Genomic DNA, 14,922 nt, shown 5'->3' on the forward strand with positions numbered 1-14,922 from the left:
AGCACCACGCAAAACTACGCTTGTCGCGTCGGACTGTTGACCAAATTTTTGTAATGCTACAATGTGACTACAAGAACAATGATTATCCACGCAGCAAATTACAGTTCAATTCGTCCATTAGTGTTTGTTTCACTTATTCGAAAAGTGTAAATGGTAAGGAGTCATGATGTACGATATATTGCTAAGACATATCCAAAAAAACTATGAAATATTACCTCTAGTAAAAATAGGAAATAAAGGCGGTTCTTGCAGATTCTGTAAGTCGAGTAAAGCATCGTATCGTAATAAATCACATTCTATTCCCGAGTTATTAGGAAATAAAAGCATATTCACTTTAGATGAATGTGACGAGTGCAACAAATATTTCGGTCGTAAAATTGAGAGGGATTTGAGTGAGTTTGTTACTCCTTCGTGGTTTACTAAGTTAAAGGGAAAGAATGGGCGTAGGACAATGCAAGCACTTGGTGGAATCAAACTATCTAGTGATGTCAGTTCCTTAAATATAGAATTTCCTGACCATAGCAGTAACTATTTAAAAGACATTATACTGGAGACAAAAGGCCGTTCCTTTGCGGGAGTTAATGTATATAAAGCATGGGTGAAGATCCTAGTTTCAATTTTACCTGAAAAATATCTGTCTGATTTCGATGATACGACAAAATGGCTGCTTTCAGATGATGGATTTGAAAAACTAAACCACAGGCCTTTTATATTGGTTGGGAATCAACTACCTGATTTTAGGTTGCCTGATGTTATGGATGTAGAACTTATTAGACAGCAGAATGCAGGTGAGGATGCAGTTTATCAATTAGATGTAAGGTTCAACAACTATTATATAAAATTGCCATTTTCACCCAAAGCAAAGTGTATGTTTAGAGTTGGTGAAGTTATTCCGGCTAGAAATGAAATTGAAAAAGTATATTTTCAGGAGATCGACCTTTCAAAATATGTTTCTAAGCATAACTACAAACTGAAACTAGATATCTCAAGTGTTAAATGAAAAAATTGAGTACTAATCTACCTTAATTAACCTATTTTGTCCCAAATGTGAGTTATAACATTCTGTGGAAATGACAATTCACGCAGCATTATTCAGTCGGTTTTAATTCGCGAAATAAAAGAGCATTAAGGATGAAATTAATGCTCTTTTTTATGGATAAATGCCTGCTCAAACTGTGTTGCGGTAATGGGTTTACCGTAGAGGTAGCCTTGGCCTAAGTCGCATTCTTCGTGACGAATAAAGGCATCTTGTTCTAGGGTTTCTACGCCTTCGGCGATCACTTCCAAGTCCAGTTTCTTACCAATGGCAATAATTGCCTTTGTTAACTCTCTATTTTGTTCGTTTTCTTCGAGTTTACTAATAAAGCAGCGATCGATTTTTAAGGTGTCGAAAGAGTATTTTTGTAGATAACTTAAGGATGAGTAGCCTGTGCCAAAATCATCTAGGGAGATGCGGATACCGAGTTCTTGTAGTTTTTGGATGGCATTGTGGGCAATGTGTTCATCCTGCATCAGCATGCCTTCGGTAATTTCAAGTTCTAAGGCGGTGGGGGGCAATTGATAGAGGGTGAGTAAGTCGGCTATGTGTTCGCTAAAGCGGGGATTGCGCATTTGCAAAGGGGAAATATTGATGGCGATTTTAAACTCTTGGCCTACCTCGCGACACCATTTTGCCGCCTGAGACAGCGCGGTATGCAATACAAAATTGCCAATATCGATAATCTGGCCATTACGTTCAGCTAAGGCGATGAATCTGTCTGGGGCGACATTGCCAAGGATGGGATTATGCCAGCGCAGTAGGGCTTCGGCACCAATCACTTGCTTCGTCTTTAAGTTAATAAAGGGTTGGTAATGCAGGCTTAATTCGTTCTTGTTCAGCGCATCGACCAAGTGGGATTCCAGTTGATAACGTAGGTTTAAAGCGGCTTGCGTATCTTGATTAAAGAAGCTGTGAGTTGAGCCATCAGCCTTGCTTATCGTCATGGCCGCTCCGGCTTTTTGCAGCAGGATGGCTGCATCGATACCATCCATAGGCGCTTGTGCTATGCCCATGCTCGAGGGAATCGTGATTACAAAATCAGCCACACCAAAGGGGGTATTACAGCAGTTAAGCACTTTATTGATGAGTTTATTGGTTTCGTTATTCGAAGGTTTGTGGGCTTGAATAATCACAAATTCGGCGCCAGCGATGCGGGCGATAAAGGTGTTTTCATCGGTATAGTGCTGTAAACGTTGGCTGAGAATCGTGAGAATTTTATCGCCAATCAGGTAACCATAACTGTCGTTGATGGATTTGAAATTACGCAGCCCAAGATAGAGTACTGAAATCTTTTCTTTGCGATTCACTTTTTCGAGCATGATCGACAGACTATTAATCAAATTGATGCGGTTGGGTAATCCCGTGAGCGGATCGTAGCTTTTATGGTATTCCAGTGAGGTTTCGGTGGAGGTGCGGTTTTCGATTTCTTTAATGAGCTTACCGCTAAGTTCGGCGAGTTCATGGGTGCGCTGTTGTACTTTTTGCTCTAGCTGCTGATTGTGCAGTTGTAGCTTAGCCTGTTGATAAAGGGTGACTAGGTTAGCTTCGATACCATTTTGAAACCGAGCGAGTAAGCTGCGAAAAGATTGGCGGTAATTATGCTCTTGGCTATCGAGCATGCAGATAGTGCCAAAGGCACTGCTATCTGGCCAACGTAAAGGTAAACCACAGTATGCGATCATGCCGAGTTTAATGTCAGGATTTTTGTCCCAGTTTTTATCTTTTAGGGCGTTAGGAATGTGGAGTTCCTTACCTTCTTTGATCACTGTTTCGCAGTAAAGCCCGTGGCCTAAACTGTCTTTATCATGTTTTTTATAGGGATTACCTTGGGTGCGGCTCGAGGTAAAGACCTCAATATCGGTTTGATGGACACGCATGATCAAAGCGGCGGGGGTGTCGACTAATTCAGAGAGCAAATCTAAGGTTTGTTGCCAGTTATCAACCATTTCTTGGGGAACAACGATTTTGTCTGTGTCGATAGCAATGTCGGCAAATAAACGATCTTTTTGAGACTGGTTAATGGCGAGGTTGTATGGCATGAATGCTCAGTCCTAGAGGCGCGATACTATTCATAAACTATAGTCTTTTTACTCATGATGTGAGTCTTTTCGATAAATTTAGTTACTGCAAAATCTCGGTTCTATCTTAAATGCTGCGCTATTAGATCTCTTAAGTGTTAGGTAAGAATTCAACGGTACTCTAACACTAAATGTTCTGATTTTTGGATTTATTAGTGAATAACTATCTGAAAGATAAAGTTATGATGACATTTATGGATTTTGCTAAGGGGCATTTAATTACGCCGCTTTTAGTGTTTGCAGTGATCATAGTGGGGCTTGAATGGACTCACGCTGATATGAAAGTCGCGACTTTGTTATTTCATTGGCAAGGGGGCATCGACTCTTGGCCATTGAGAGGATATTGGTTGACCGAAGATTTACTGCATGTCACTGGGCGTAACTTTGTCATCTTGCTGGCGGTGAGTGTCGTAGTCGGCATTGCCTTTAGTTTTCGAAGTGACAGGGTAAAACCGTACCGCAAGGGCCTGATTTACCTATTTAGTAGCGTATTGGCGAGTGTGTTGCTGGTCCGAATTGGCAAGAGCGTTACTCACATGACCTGCCCGTGGGATGTGATTGAGTTTGGCGGCCAGATGATACATTCATCCTTGTTTTCTCGTTTACCTAAAAGTGCTGAGTTTGGTCAATGTTTCCCGGGTGGCCATGCCAGCGGCGGGTTTGCTTGGGTTGCCTTGTATTACGTGCTGCGTGAGTATCGCCCGCATTTAGCTAAGTTTGGATTAATCTTTGGGTTGAGTTTAGGCCTAGTATTTGGCATTGGCCAAGAGTTACGCGGCGCCCACTTCTTGAGTCATGATTTATGGAGTTTAGCTATAGCATGGACGTCCGCTAGCCTACTCTACTATGTGTTTTTTCTGCGCTCGCCTGCGTTTAGAAAGTCTAAATTGGTCGCTTTGGGTCAAATGTTCAAGGTTGCAAGTAGTGGAATACCGCAAAAATAACGAGCTGCGAAGCTAACGCCCTGAGTCCTTATTGGGTTCAGTATTTTTTTATGGCTTAAAATCTAAATTCGAAGCGCATATCAGGTCTGCGTAGGCGAGATCTTTCATCTAACAGTTGGTTTTTTTCGTTGAGTAGGCTGTTTTTCTGTTTCAATAAGTCAGCCTTGTCGGTGAGATTATTGATCTTGCCATCAAGACTGCTTATTTCTCTCTCTATGGTATTTAAGCGATCGGCAATCTCAGTTAAACGTTTGTTGGTCAGGTATTGTTGATGGCCTTGGTTATAGCGCTCAACAAACTGGTTATTACTGCAAACCCCATAATAACTTTCTCCCGCTAAGCCTACGCGGTAGCCATTTTCTGGCACGCAGTAACTGGCTAACCCTTGCTGGTATCCTTGTTTCCACTGCGCGGTATCGACACTGAGATTAAATTCACGACAATCTTTTTGATATTGATTTAATTGCCCAGAACTTGTCCCACGGTTGCCATCGGCAAGCCCAAGGGCAAACCAATCACTATTGGCGCATTCTTCAATAGATAAGCTGCTGCATTGAGTCAGGGATAAGACTGAAAGTGCGAGGAAAATGCTGGGATAGTGCATGGATAAGTTCTCTATATGTTGTGGCGTTTAGGATAAAGGCTCTTATGGGGGAGATCTAGCTATATATACCGCCGTTTATACGGTCATAGATGCGTTTTGTTGGGCTGAATCCATCACAGTTTAGCGGATGAAGGCATGATAACCAGCTGATATTGTGTTAGTTTGTGGTTAACACTTTAAATGTCTGCTTTGGTGCTCGCTATGATTTCACTTATTTCATCTGCGTATTCAGCTTCATTACCGGCAGTTAAGTCGGCTCATCAATCCCTTGATACCGCCGAGCCAAGCGGACTTAAATCCTTTACCTATGGTGCATTAGGGCTGGCGGCTCCCAAAGCTGAGGTCAGTTTTGATGGCACTGCAACGAGTAAAATATCTGAGCCTAGTGCGGATGATGTAGATGACGTTAAGAGTTCAAACGACACCTATTACAGTGCAGGCCAAATATTGAAAGCGGCGGCGACTGTGGGCAGTGTGATTGCCTTGTTTGAGTTAAGTTCCTGCACCAATTTAGTTCTGGGTATTATTTCAACTGGCTTGGATTGGCATATTCGCCGTGGAATATGGCTTGTCGTTTTGAGTCTGGTTTTATTGGGGTGAGCATAAAAGAATATTCTTTTAGTTAAAGTGGTATTTTCAGTCTCTTTCTTTGCCAAAGCGCTGAGTAAATCTGGTATTGTGTTTAACACGCAAGTGCATTAGTTTTTACTTAAAATTCGTTTAACAATCCTAAACTATATTCATCAAACTTCCGCTGGAGACCGCTTTTGTATGAAGATTTGCCCGCAGTATTCCATATCATGCCTAAGTAAGGTATAAGGGCGCTATGAAAACTCCGAAACGAATCCAACCCCTGGTTGATGAAGGACTGGTCGATGAGGTCATTAGCCAGTTAATGAGCGGTAAAGAAGCGACTGTGTACGTTGTACGCAGTGGTGATGATATCCGCTGTGCCAAAGTCTATAAAGAAGCGGACAAGCGCAGTTTTAAGCAAGCTGTGTTATATCAAGAAGGCCGAAAAGTCCGTAACAGTCGTCGTGCGCGTGCGATGGAAAAAGGGTCTAAATTTGGCCGCGATCAGCAGGAAGAAGCTTGGCAAAATGCTGAAGTTGAAGCACTTTACCGTTTAGCGAATGCGGGTGTGCGGGTGCCAACGCCTTACGGTTGTTTCGATGGCGTGTTGCTGATGGAGTTAGTGACGGATGCCGAGGGCAATGTCGCGCCGAGATTAAACGATGTCAGTATGTCGGCAGAAAAAGCCTTGAAGGATCATGCGTTGGTGATGACCTATGTCAAACGTATGCTCTGTGCTGGGTTAGTGCACGGTGACTTGTCTGAGTTTAACGTGTTAGTTGACAGTGAAGGGCCAGTGATTATCGATTTGCCTCAGGCGGTCGATGCCGCGGCGAATAACCATGCCAAATGGATGTTAGCGCGTGATGTGAATAACATGACTCAATACTATGGTTTGTATGCTCCTGAGCTGCTAAAAACACAATACGCCAAAGAAATTTGGGCCTTGTTTGAAGCCGGTGAATTGAAGCCTGAAACGCCATTAACGGGTGAGTTTACCGAAGTGCTGGTTGAAGCCGATGTTAGTGCGGTCTTGGAAGAAATCCAAGCAGCCTTTGAAGAGGCACAAGAGCGTAAGCAGCGGATCCAAGAGGCAAACGAAGAAGACTATTAATCGTCTGTCGTTGTTTTTCACCCATAAAAAAGACGCTCAAAGTAGCGTCTTTTTTATGCTAAAAATTAAGTGAAATTATTATTTTTGTTATTGATTTTATTATTGTTATTTAATTTTTGGCGTTAGCCAATCCTTGGCTTAATCCCCGATGGAAGCTGGGGCCATCCTTGTTGCTACAAACAAGCTAGCAATCATCGAACAGTGTGATAAAAGGACAAGAGTTGAGAGAGAAATATGTTCATGACTTGGGGGAGCACAATTCACATATTTAATCTTTGGGGAAGATAACTCCCTCAATCCTTGCCGAAACCTTGGTCACTCTTCAGTCAATCTATGTAATACCAATCAAGGCCTTCCTTGGCGCACTACACTCATTGCAGTGCTGGATCATCATTGATCCTGTGAATAAAATGACAAGGCCAGAGAGAGAAATATGTTCATGACTTGGGGGAGCACAATTCACATATTTGATCTTGGGGGAGATAACTCCCTCCCTAGTCTTGCCGAAACTTTTGCATTGTCCCTATCCGTTTGTTGCTGTTAATACTATTTCCCAATCTTCGCTGGGTTCATCAATTTGGACGACAAGGCCGGACTAAAAAGGGCGCTGTTATTATTGTTGTTAGCACATCTTTTACATCGTTAGCGTTATCAGCAGGGCGATATGCAATCTCGTCCGGCCTTGTCTATTCGGGCACGTTTAGCTTGTTGTACAGGCACTCAATTGCCATGCAGCACTTAACCTATCGTGCGTAGCTCTTGATTGAGCTGTTTAATTTTTTTCTGTAGCTGGGCAATCTCACTCATTAATGCGCATTCTCTTTGCTGGGGTTGCAGATCGCTTTCTCGCACCCATTGGTAGACTGCCTTGGCAGATAAACCGTATTGACGTGCAACATCCGACAGTAAGCGACCTTGTACTTTAACCTCGGTGATAACATGTAGCTTGAGACTATTTTCTGCGATTCCCATGAGCGTTCCCTCTTTTACTGCCTTCGAACCAAAATATGACCGTTTGCGTTGCCTTTTATTGATGATAGTGACGCTGTTCTAAATCCCACTGGCTCAGACCTAGATGGCGCAGACAAATCCATTCGTGGCGACATAGTGCGATAAAGTTCATGACCTTTTTCATACTTCCTCCTTCATGACCCTAAATACTCGAGCCCATTTTCTGTCTCGATAGGTCCATTTAATTTGGATTAATCCTGTTGAAGTCGACTCTAGTTTTCGGCGATGTTTACCGCGTCTGACTGTCTACTCACTTAGTAGTATGTAAAATTCGTGCCAATATTCTAATTTTTATTTTAACCTTTTAAATCATTGGATTGCGCCTTCGATTAAAACGGCGTTATTTTTTAGTGCTGCCAATAAAGGTGCAAGGTGCACTATTTCGGTGCCATAGACTTGATATTTAATTGGCTGGTACAAGCCATGATTGAAGCCCGAAATCTGTATCTTTGCTGACTAAAATCTGGATTAGCATAATTGAAGATGGATAAAGGATTGTCTCCAGCGCAATTGCTTATATACTGCCTGCTTTGTGGCAATCCCTAGGTCATTCGTATTACCTAATGGACGTGATATTTCTTGCCCTTTTGAGCGGTATTCACAGTCATCAATCATATAAAGAGGTTATAAATGATGAAGTGTTTTCAGGCAGTGCAATCTAAACCATCCCTGTTAGCCATAGTGGTATTGACGACCGCGCTAGTTGCATCGGGTTGTACAACAATCAATCCCTATTCAAACGAAGAACAAACCGCTAAAGCGACCAGTGGCGCGTTGATTGGTGCAGTCGCGGGTGCCGCAATTGGGGTGGTATCTTCGAGCAAGAGCGACCGCGGTAAAGGTGCCTTAATTGGTGCTGCATCGGGCGCTGCAGTCGGTGGTGGTATTGGTTATTACATGGATGTGCAAGAGACTAAATTACGCCAACAATTAGCCTCAACGGGCGTGAGTGTGACCCGTAACGGCGATAACATCATTTTGAATATGCCTAATGAAGTGACCTTCGGCGTAGATCAAACCGAGTTAAGCGACGGTGCTAAACGTGTGCTGAATTCAGTGGCGGTTGTGGCCAAGGAATACAGCAAAACGCAGCTCAACATATTAGGTTATACCGACAGCAGTGGTTCAGACTCTTACAATTTACGTCTGTCACAGGTCCGGGCTAGCGAAGTGGGTAATTACTTGATGAATAAAGGCGTTGCCTCTGCCCGTGTAAAATCAAAAGGTATGGGTGAAGCGAGTCCTATTGCATCAAATGCCAATGCAAATGGCCGAGCACAAAACCGCCGCGTTGAGATCGTACTAATACCAACAGGTAAATAGTCTGGTCTAAGCGCAAAGTTCTCGCTGAAAAAGTCGCCAGAGGCGACTTTTTTGTTTTCAGTGGTGGGCTAATTGAGTGATTAGCTTGCCGTGCTTCAATTAGACAATTTGTCCTTTATGAAGCGCACCTTGAGTGACCTGCACCACAAACATATCACTGCTAATTACCTTGGGATGACTTCAGCTTGATCCCTTTATCGATTTCACGTTCTGTATGGGAATAAGTCACAAGAATGACTTTTAGTGCCTAAAGGAGAATATGACTATGATAAGCAAAAATGTGTTAGTAGCCTTGAGTTTAAGTCCTGTCATCATGGTGACGGCTGTACAAGGAGTGCCGATGAAAGCCGAAGTGACCACAGGAGGTGCGTCGATAGAACTGCGCGCCGCAGGCAGTTTAAAGGCTGCGATGAGTGATATTATTGCTGCTTATCAAGCACAGTCGCAAATGAGTGTTGTAGCGCAATATGCGCCCTCAGGTTTATTGTTAAAACGTATTCAAGAGGGCGAGAAAGTCGATATCTTTGCCTCGGCGAATATGAAACATCCACAGGCATTAGTGGATTCGGGTCAGGGCGAAGCGGTGCAAATGTTTGCCCGTAATCAACTCTGCGCTGTTGCTCAAGACACAGTTCAGGTGACGAGTTCGACGTTACTCGATACCTTGTTAGATCCTAAGATTAAAGTCGGCACCTCAACCCCGAAAGCCGACCCCGCGGGTGATTATGCCTGGGCCGTTTTTGCTAAGGCCGAAGCGGTAAAACCCAATGCGAAAGCCGCGTTAGAGACCAAGGCATTACAACTGACGGGCGGCCCTGAGAGTGTTAAACCGCCTAAAGATCGCAATCCCTATGGCTGGGTGATGGAAAACAAGCAAGCGGATATCTTTTTAACCTATTGCACTAATGCTGTGCTGGCTAAAAAAGAAGTGCCGAGTTTACAAATCATCGATTTACCGCAGGAACTTGCCGTGGGTGCCGACTATGGTTTACTGGTTTTACAAGGCGCTAATACTGCCGCTAAGCCGTTAGCTGAGTTTATTCTATCGACAAAAGGTCAAGCGATTCTGAGCAGTTATGGTTTTCAACCTCCGGTAAAATAGCCTTTTTTAGCTTTCCAGCGGGATAAAAAACGACACCTTTGAGGTGCCGTTTTTGTTATTAGCTCAAACTGTTAAAGCGTTAGTTCATCAGGTAGAGCGTCGCTAACCCGAGGAAGGCGAACAGGCCAACCACGTCAGTGACTGTGGTGAGCACCATACCGCCAGCGAGGGCAGGATCGATTTTAAGTCGTTTTAAAATCAATGGAATACTCGCACCTGCAAGCCCAGCTACTGTCATATTGATCAGCATCGCGCTACCAATTAATCCCGCCAGTGCCATATCATCCTTCCATAGCCACACGGCGACAAAGACTAAAATCGACCACATCAAGCCATTGAGAAAACCAATCGATAGCTCTTTACCGATAAGCCAGCGGGCGTTGCTTTGGCCTATATGTCCTAAAGCAATACCACGGATCACGAGCGCTAAGGTCTGATTACCGGCAACACCGCCCATGCTAGGGACAATCGTCATTAGGATGGCGATAGTGGCAAATTGCTCAATAGTGCCTTCAAACATATTGCTGACCGACGAGGCGAGCAGGGCGGCGAATAAGTTAATCGTGAGCCAGAGCGAGCGACGTAGGGTACTTTTTAGTACAGGACCAAAGGTATCTTCATCTCCGTCCATCCCCGCCATACCCATCATGGAATGTTCAGCATCTTCGCGGATAACATCGACTACGTCATCGATTGTGATACGCCCGAGCAGCTTACCATCACTGTCGACGACAGGTGCCGATACCCAGTCATTGCGTTCGAATTTCTGCGCGACTTCGCTGTCGGACATGCTCACCGGAATACTTTGAATATTGGGATCCATGATATTGCGAATTGTGGTGCTTGGCGCGCAAGTCAGTAGATCTGCCAGCCTAACACCGCCAAGGACTTTGTCCTGTTTGTCGACCACATATAAGGTATCTGTGGTGTCGGGTAGGTTGCCCCTTTGCCGAAGATAGCGCAGCACCACATCGATATTCACATCGGGTCTTAAGGTGACTGTATCTGTGTTCATCAAGCTGCCGGCGGTCTCATCTGGATAAGATAGGGCTTGTTCTACCCTCAGGCGATTTTGTTCCGTCATCGACTGCAGCACTTGTTTGTAAACTGCGTCGGGTAGACTTCGCAGAATATAGGCGAGATCGTCGGTGTCCATGCTTGCTGTCGCTTTCGCGACTCGCTCAGGGCTCATGCTGCGGATCAGTGGGTCTTTGAGTTCTTCACTCAACTCATCGAGTATGTCACCTATTTGTTCCTGATCGATGAGCTGCCACAATACTTGTCTGGCACTTGGCGGTGATGATTCTAAGATCAGCGCGATATCTGAGGCGGCCATTTTTTGCAGCATATTGCGCACGTGTACGAACATGCCGCTGCTAAGCGCTTGGTTTAACTGGTCAAGACTATGTCCGGTGTGATCGTTTTCTGCATTATCTACGGGCATTTGTCCTCCATTGTGCGGCAAATTGGTTTGAGATCTTAGTGTTGGGCTAGGATTTTACGGTGACTAAGCGTCAGTCGATGACATAGATTAAGACGGCTAAGGTAAGGCCAGCGCCAGCGCAATGACCGCTAGTGTAATCGCCTGTGGCTTGTATCGTCGAGCGACAAATGTTTTGCCATGTGTGAATGGCAAGTTTTTTAAACTAGACATGAAGTGAAACTAACGATGAAGTGCTTAGTGTGAAGTGAAACTAACAGGCTTCGTCAAACTTAGCGTCGATTAAGGCACAAATGGCATCGAGCGCCGGCTCTGCATCTGGGCCTTCGGCGATAAGCTTGATGGTCTTACCCATGCCAGTTTCAAGCATCAGTAAGCCAAGTACACTGGCGGCCGATGCTTGTTTATCGCCTTGGATTAAGGTGATGGTCGCATCAAACTCGGAAGCCAGTACCACCAACTTAGTGGCGGCACGGGCATGTAAACCGAGCTTATTACAGATGGTTATCTGACGTTCAAGTTTTGGCATTGTTGAGCTCTCGATGACGGGCATAAACTTTATGTTTACCGTTACTAAAGCGTTTGGCCAATTGCTCTGCGACGTAAACCGATCTGTGCTGTCCACCTGTGCAGCCAATGGCTACCGTTAAATAACTGCGATTGTTACGCTCGAGGTGCGGCAGCCAAGTCTCCAGTAAATTTTCGATTTGCCAGATGAACTTATTGACCAGTGGTTGACGATTTAAGAACTCAGCTACGGGTTCATCTAAGCCAGTCAATGGCCGCAGCGCCAACTCCCAGTGGGGATTGGGCAGGAAGCGCACATCGAACATAAAGTCGGCTTCGGTGGGCATTCCGTGCTTAAAGCCAAAGGACTCGAAGTTGATCACGAGTTCTTTATCGACACTACCAAGGAGAATTTGTCTGACTTGGTCGCTTAAATCATAGATATTCAGATTCGACGTATCTATGTAGTGATCGACCAGTTTTGACATAGGCTCGAGCAGTTTTCCCTCCAGCTTTATCGCTTCTTGCAAAGAGACTCGGCTCTTCGACAAAGGATGCAAACGGCGGGTTTCGCTGTAACGCTTAAGCAGAATTTTATCGCTGGAGTTAAGGAAGAAGCTCGTTAACTCAGTATCTGGAGGTAGGCTAGCGAGTTGTTTTACTAAGACCTTATCCTGCTCAGGCATGTTACGCACGTCGACACTGATGGCGACGAGATCGTTACTGCCTTTGAGTTGCTCAAGCAAACTGCCAATCAATGGCAAGGGAAGGTTATCGACACAATAATAGCCGAGATCTTCGAGTACCCTAAGGGCGACAGATTTGCCTGAGCCTGAGCGGCCCGACACTATGACCAGTTTCATCCAGTGATTACCTGATAGAGTTCCGTTTCATCATGCGTCTTGCGTAATTGCTTTAATATTTGCTTGTCGCTCAGCTTTTCGGCCATGCAAGACAAAGTACTTAAGTGCTGCTGACATTGGTCTGCAGGCACCAGTAGTGCAAATAAAATATCAACAGGTTGCTTATCGATAGCATCAAATGCTATCGGCTCTTCACACTTAATTAGTATGGCAATGGGCTGATCTATATCGGCTAGTCGACCATGTGGAATGGCGATGCCGTTACCTATACCTGTGCTCCCCATCTTTTCGCGCGCCACTAGGCTTTCGAATATCTCTTGAGATGAGAGGGTCGGGTACTGGGCAGCGACTAAGTCGCTGATGAGTTCCAGTACCTTTTTCTTGCTGCCCGGAGTGGCGCAGGTAGTGCACTCCGGCCGCAGTATGGTACAAAGTTCCATTATTAGTGTTTTGTTAACTTCTCTTTGTGTTTAATAACCTGACGGTCAAGCTTGTCAATCAGGGCGTCTATAGCAGCATACATGTCAGCATGCTCTGAAGTAGCAAAAACTTCACCACCTATGAGGTTTATTCTCGCTTCGGCAATCTGTTGCATTTTCTCAACATTGAGCACAACGTGCACATTATTGATCTGTTCGAAATGGCGTTCAAGTTTTGAAAACTTTTCTTCTACATATGCACGTAACGATTCGGTAATTTCGACATGGTGTCCACTTAGGTTTATTTGCATAGAAACGTCCTCCGATATCCACTGTAGGTTATAAACTTTTACGCTGATTAGAAGGTGGAATAAGCATAGCCTCTCGGTACTTCGCAATGGTTCTACGGGCTACGTTGATCCCTTGTTCTGCCAGAAGTTGTGCCATCTTACTATCGCTTAATGGTTTTTTCTGGTTTTCCGCTGCAACCAGTTTCTTTATAAAGGCTCTGATTGCTGTGGATGAGCACTCACCACCATCGTCAGTACCGACGTGGCTAGAGAAGAAGTATTTTAGTTCAAAAAGTCCCTTAGGGGTATGCATGTATTTTTGAGTTGTGACCCGTGAGATGGTGGACTCATGCATTTCTACCGCTTCGGCAATATCGTTAAGCACCATAGGCTTCATGGCTTCTTCACCATACTCAAAGAAACCTTGCTGATATTGCACTATGCAATTAGCAACTTTAAGCAAAGTATCGTTACGGCTTTCTAAGCTCTTAATAAACCATTTAGCCTCTTGCAGATGGCCGCGAATAAATTGGCTATCGGCTTGGTTTTTGGTACTGCGTGCCATAGAAGCATAATGTTGATTTACATTGATTTTTGGCATGCAGTCAGGATTAAGCTCAACGACCCAGCGGCCATTTTTCTTCGACACAGACACATCTGGGATAACGTATTCGTCATTATTGGGCGTGATCAACAAACCTGGGCGAGGATTGAGGGTTTGGATAAGTGCTATACCATCCCTTAATTCATCTTCTTTTAATTTAGTCTTACGCATCAATAACCTAAAATCACGGGCGGCGATCAGATCTAAATGATCTTTGATCAGCATACGGGCGTTTTCTAGGTTGGGAGTATCAGCGGCGAAATGCGACAGTTGGATCAGCAGGCATTCACTTAAATCGCGGGCGGCAACGCCTATGGGATCAAAATGCTGAATGCGCTTGAGTACGGCTTCGACTTCGTCAAGCTCAACTTCAGGATTGCCCATAGCTTCGAGAATTTCTTCAGTGCTTTGGGTGAGATAGCCCTGATCGTCGATGGCATCAATAATGGCGGTGGCAATGGCTAAATCGGTTTCAGAAAACGGCGTGAGGTTTTTTTGCCATTCTAAGTGTTCGTACAAACCTTCACTGGTCTCGCCTTGGAAGGGCATATCGTCTTCACGACTACCGCCGGGGCCTGAGTTTGGGGAGGCGGTAAACACTTCATCCCATGTGGTGTCCATGGGGAGCTCATCGGGCATGGATTCTTTGGTTAGCGACTCTGCCGTGTCTATGGTGGAGCTGTCTTTTTCTGGTGGCAGAGTGCTAGATTCACTGAAATCCGTATCGGATAGCGTTTGGTTTACAGGGGTTTTAGTGGCGTCGAATTGATCCTCTTCCAGCTCGAGAAGGGGATTAGAATCTAATGCTTGCTGGATCTCTTGCTGCAGTTCTAATGACGACAGTTGCAACAGACGTATGGCCTGTTGTAATTGTGGCGTCATGGTTAACTGTTGACCCAGTTTGAGCTGGAGTGACGCTTTCATGTTACCGCTGATCCCTACGTTATTATTGTTGGATGAGGTCGCTTATTATCATTTTGAGTGAAGCCCAATGGCGGTATAAATTGTCT

Annotated in this window: 15 protein-coding genes; 6 read left to right on the plus strand and 9 right to left on the minus strand. The window is 44.7% G+C overall.

Annotated features, from left to right (window positions below; translation table 11 throughout):
* Positions 1 to 166: 166 nt before the first annotated feature.
* A complete protein-coding gene (locus ACHA99_RS16765) occupies positions 167 to 1,000 on the plus strand; it encodes an HNH endonuclease (protein WP_173497169.1) in 834 nt (277 codons plus the stop codon).
* Positions 1,001 to 1,137: 137 nt separating this feature from the next.
* Here ACHA99_RS16765 and ACHA99_RS16770 read toward each other — a convergent pair whose 3' ends face one another.
* Positions 1,138 to 3,078 carry a GGDEF domain-containing protein gene (locus ACHA99_RS16770; RefSeq protein WP_263169175.1) on the minus strand — a complete coding sequence of 647 codons (1,941 nt, stop codon included), beginning with the start codon at positions 3,076 to 3,078 and terminating at the stop codon, positions 1,138 to 1,140.
* A gap of 224 nt (positions 3,079 to 3,302) precedes the next feature.
* Here ACHA99_RS16770 and ACHA99_RS16775 point away from each other — a divergent pair, with 224 nt between their 5' ends.
* A complete protein-coding gene (locus ACHA99_RS16775; RefSeq protein WP_168825790.1) occupies positions 3,303 to 4,061 on the plus strand; it encodes a phosphatase PAP2 family protein in 759 nt (252 codons plus the stop codon).
* A 55-nt stretch (positions 4,062 to 4,116) separates the two neighbouring features.
* On the opposite strand, the gene ACHA99_RS16780 is transcribed toward ACHA99_RS16775, so the two are convergent.
* Positions 4,117 to 4,665, minus strand: coding sequence for a DUF2799 domain-containing protein (locus ACHA99_RS16780; RefSeq protein WP_113939984.1), 549 nt, complete (start codon positions 4,663 to 4,665; stop codon positions 4,117 to 4,119).
* Positions 4,666 to 4,866: 201 nt separating this feature from the next.
* On the opposite strand from ACHA99_RS16780, the gene ACHA99_RS16785 reads away from it, so the two are divergent.
* Together ACHA99_RS16785 and ACHA99_RS16790 are read left to right on the plus strand one after the other, a co-directional pair.
* Complete coding sequence (locus ACHA99_RS16785; RefSeq protein ID WP_393943973.1) at positions 4,867 to 5,265, plus strand: hypothetical protein; 399 nt, start codon at positions 4,867 to 4,869, stop codon at positions 5,263 to 5,265.
* 226 nt (positions 5,266 to 5,491) lie between these two features.
* Positions 5,492 to 6,352, plus strand: coding sequence for a PA4780 family RIO1-like protein kinase (locus ACHA99_RS16790; RefSeq protein WP_028759534.1), 861 nt, complete (start codon positions 5,492 to 5,494; stop codon positions 6,350 to 6,352).
* Positions 6,353 to 7,090: 738 nt separating this feature from the next.
* On the opposite strand, the gene ACHA99_RS16795 is transcribed toward ACHA99_RS16790, so the two are convergent.
* Positions 7,091 to 7,324, minus strand: coding sequence for a transposase (locus ACHA99_RS16795; protein ID WP_106649408.1), 234 nt, complete (start codon positions 7,322 to 7,324; stop codon positions 7,091 to 7,093).
* Positions 7,325 to 7,996: 672 nt separating this feature from the next.
* Between ACHA99_RS16795 and ACHA99_RS16800 the strand changes: the two genes are divergently transcribed.
* Positions 7,997 to 8,686 (plus strand): OmpA family protein, encoded by a 690-nt coding sequence (locus tag ACHA99_RS16800; RefSeq protein ID WP_173497922.1) that lies wholly within the window; start codon positions 7,997 to 7,999, stop codon positions 8,684 to 8,686.
* Positions 8,687 to 8,951: 265 nt separating this feature from the next.
* A complete protein-coding gene (locus tag ACHA99_RS16805) occupies positions 8,952 to 9,788 on the plus strand; it encodes a molybdate ABC transporter substrate-binding protein (RefSeq protein WP_393943976.1) in 837 nt (278 codons plus the stop codon).
* Positions 9,789 to 9,867: 79 nt separating this feature from the next.
* On the opposite strand, the gene mgtE is transcribed toward ACHA99_RS16805, so the two are convergent.
* The 6 genes from mgtE to ACHA99_RS16835 all read right to left on the minus strand — a co-directional run bounded on the left by mgtE (position 9,868) and on the right by ACHA99_RS16835 (position 14,836).
* On the minus strand, positions 9,868 to 11,232 hold the full coding sequence (mgtE, locus tag ACHA99_RS16810) for a magnesium transporter (RefSeq protein ID WP_113939980.1): 1,365 nt from the start codon (positions 11,230 to 11,232) through the stop codon (positions 9,868 to 9,870).
* A gap of 250 nt (positions 11,233 to 11,482) precedes the next feature.
* The gene (locus tag ACHA99_RS16815; protein ID WP_006083073.1) at positions 11,483 to 11,758 is read right to left on the minus strand and encodes an HPr family phosphocarrier protein; all 276 of its coding nucleotides are present in this window, start codon (positions 11,756 to 11,758) and stop codon (positions 11,483 to 11,485) included.
* Positions 11,745 to 12,599, minus strand: a complete 855-nt coding sequence (rapZ, locus tag ACHA99_RS16820; protein WP_113939979.1) for an RNase adapter RapZ — start codon at positions 12,597 to 12,599, stop codon at positions 11,745 to 11,747. The genes ACHA99_RS16815 and rapZ overlap by 14 nt, the downstream gene beginning before the upstream one ends.
* Positions 12,596 to 13,039 (minus strand): PTS IIA-like nitrogen regulatory protein PtsN, encoded by a 444-nt coding sequence (ptsN, locus tag ACHA99_RS16825; protein WP_006083071.1) that lies wholly within the window; start codon positions 13,037 to 13,039, stop codon positions 12,596 to 12,598. The genes rapZ and ptsN overlap by 4 nt, the downstream gene beginning before the upstream one ends.
* A 2-nt stretch (positions 13,040 to 13,041) precedes the next feature.
* On the minus strand, positions 13,042 to 13,329 hold the full coding sequence (gene hpf, locus ACHA99_RS16830; RefSeq protein WP_006083070.1) for a ribosome hibernation promoting factor: 288 nt from the start codon (positions 13,327 to 13,329) through the stop codon (positions 13,042 to 13,044).
* A 28-nt stretch (positions 13,330 to 13,357) separates the two neighbouring features.
* A complete protein-coding gene (locus tag ACHA99_RS16835; protein WP_105251391.1) occupies positions 13,358 to 14,836 on the minus strand; it encodes an RNA polymerase factor sigma-54 in 1,479 nt (492 codons plus the stop codon).
* Positions 14,837 to 14,922 lie beyond the last annotated feature (86 nt).

This window comes from Shewanella sp. S23-S33, from assembly GCF_043359565.1.
Lineage (GTDB): Bacteria > Pseudomonadota > Gammaproteobacteria > Enterobacterales > Shewanellaceae > Shewanella > Shewanella oncorhynchi.

Bases quoted from the DNA above. Each gene is read 5' to 3' on its own strand.
- ACHA99_RS16765 (WP_173497169.1), top strand. From the start codon at position 167: ATGTACGATATATTGCTAAGACATATCCAAAAAAACTATGAAATATTA.
- ACHA99_RS16770 (WP_263169175.1), bottom strand. From the start codon at position 3,078: ATGCCATACAACCTCGCCATTAACCAGTCTCAAAAAGATCGTTTATTT.
- ACHA99_RS16775 (WP_168825790.1), top strand. From the start codon at position 3,303: ATGACATTTATGGATTTTGCTAAGGGGCATTTAATTACGCCGCTTTTA.
- ACHA99_RS16780 (WP_113939984.1), bottom strand. From the start codon at position 4,665: ATGCACTATCCCAGCATTTTCCTCGCACTTTCAGTCTTATCCCTGACT.
- ACHA99_RS16785 (WP_393943973.1), top strand. From the start codon at position 4,867: ATGATTTCACTTATTTCATCTGCGTATTCAGCTTCATTACCGGCAGTT.
- ACHA99_RS16790 (WP_028759534.1), top strand. From the start codon at position 5,492: ATGAAAACTCCGAAACGAATCCAACCCCTGGTTGATGAAGGACTGGTC.
- ACHA99_RS16795 (WP_106649408.1), bottom strand. From the start codon at position 7,324: ATGGGAATCGCAGAAAATAGTCTCAAGCTACATGTTATCACCGAGGTT.
- ACHA99_RS16800 (WP_173497922.1), top strand. From the start codon at position 7,997: ATGAAGTGTTTTCAGGCAGTGCAATCTAAACCATCCCTGTTAGCCATA.
- ACHA99_RS16805 (WP_393943976.1), top strand. From the start codon at position 8,952: ATGATAAGCAAAAATGTGTTAGTAGCCTTGAGTTTAAGTCCTGTCATC.
- mgtE (WP_113939980.1), bottom strand. From the start codon at position 11,232: ATGCCCGTAGATAATGCAGAAAACGATCACACCGGACATAGTCTTGAC.
- ACHA99_RS16815 (WP_006083073.1), bottom strand. From the start codon at position 11,758: ATGCCAAAACTTGAACGTCAGATAACCATCTGTAATAAGCTCGGTTTA.
- rapZ (WP_113939979.1), bottom strand. From the start codon at position 12,599: ATGAAACTGGTCATAGTGTCGGGCCGCTCAGGCTCAGGCAAATCTGTC.
- ptsN (WP_006083071.1), bottom strand. From the start codon at position 13,039: ATGGAACTTTGTACCATACTGCGGCCGGAGTGCACTACCTGCGCCACT.
- hpf (WP_006083070.1), bottom strand. From the start codon at position 13,329: ATGCAAATAAACCTAAGTGGACACCATGTCGAAATTACCGAATCGTTA.
- ACHA99_RS16835 (WP_105251391.1), bottom strand. From the start codon at position 14,836: ATGAAAGCGTCACTCCAGCTCAAACTGGGTCAACAGTTAACCATGACG.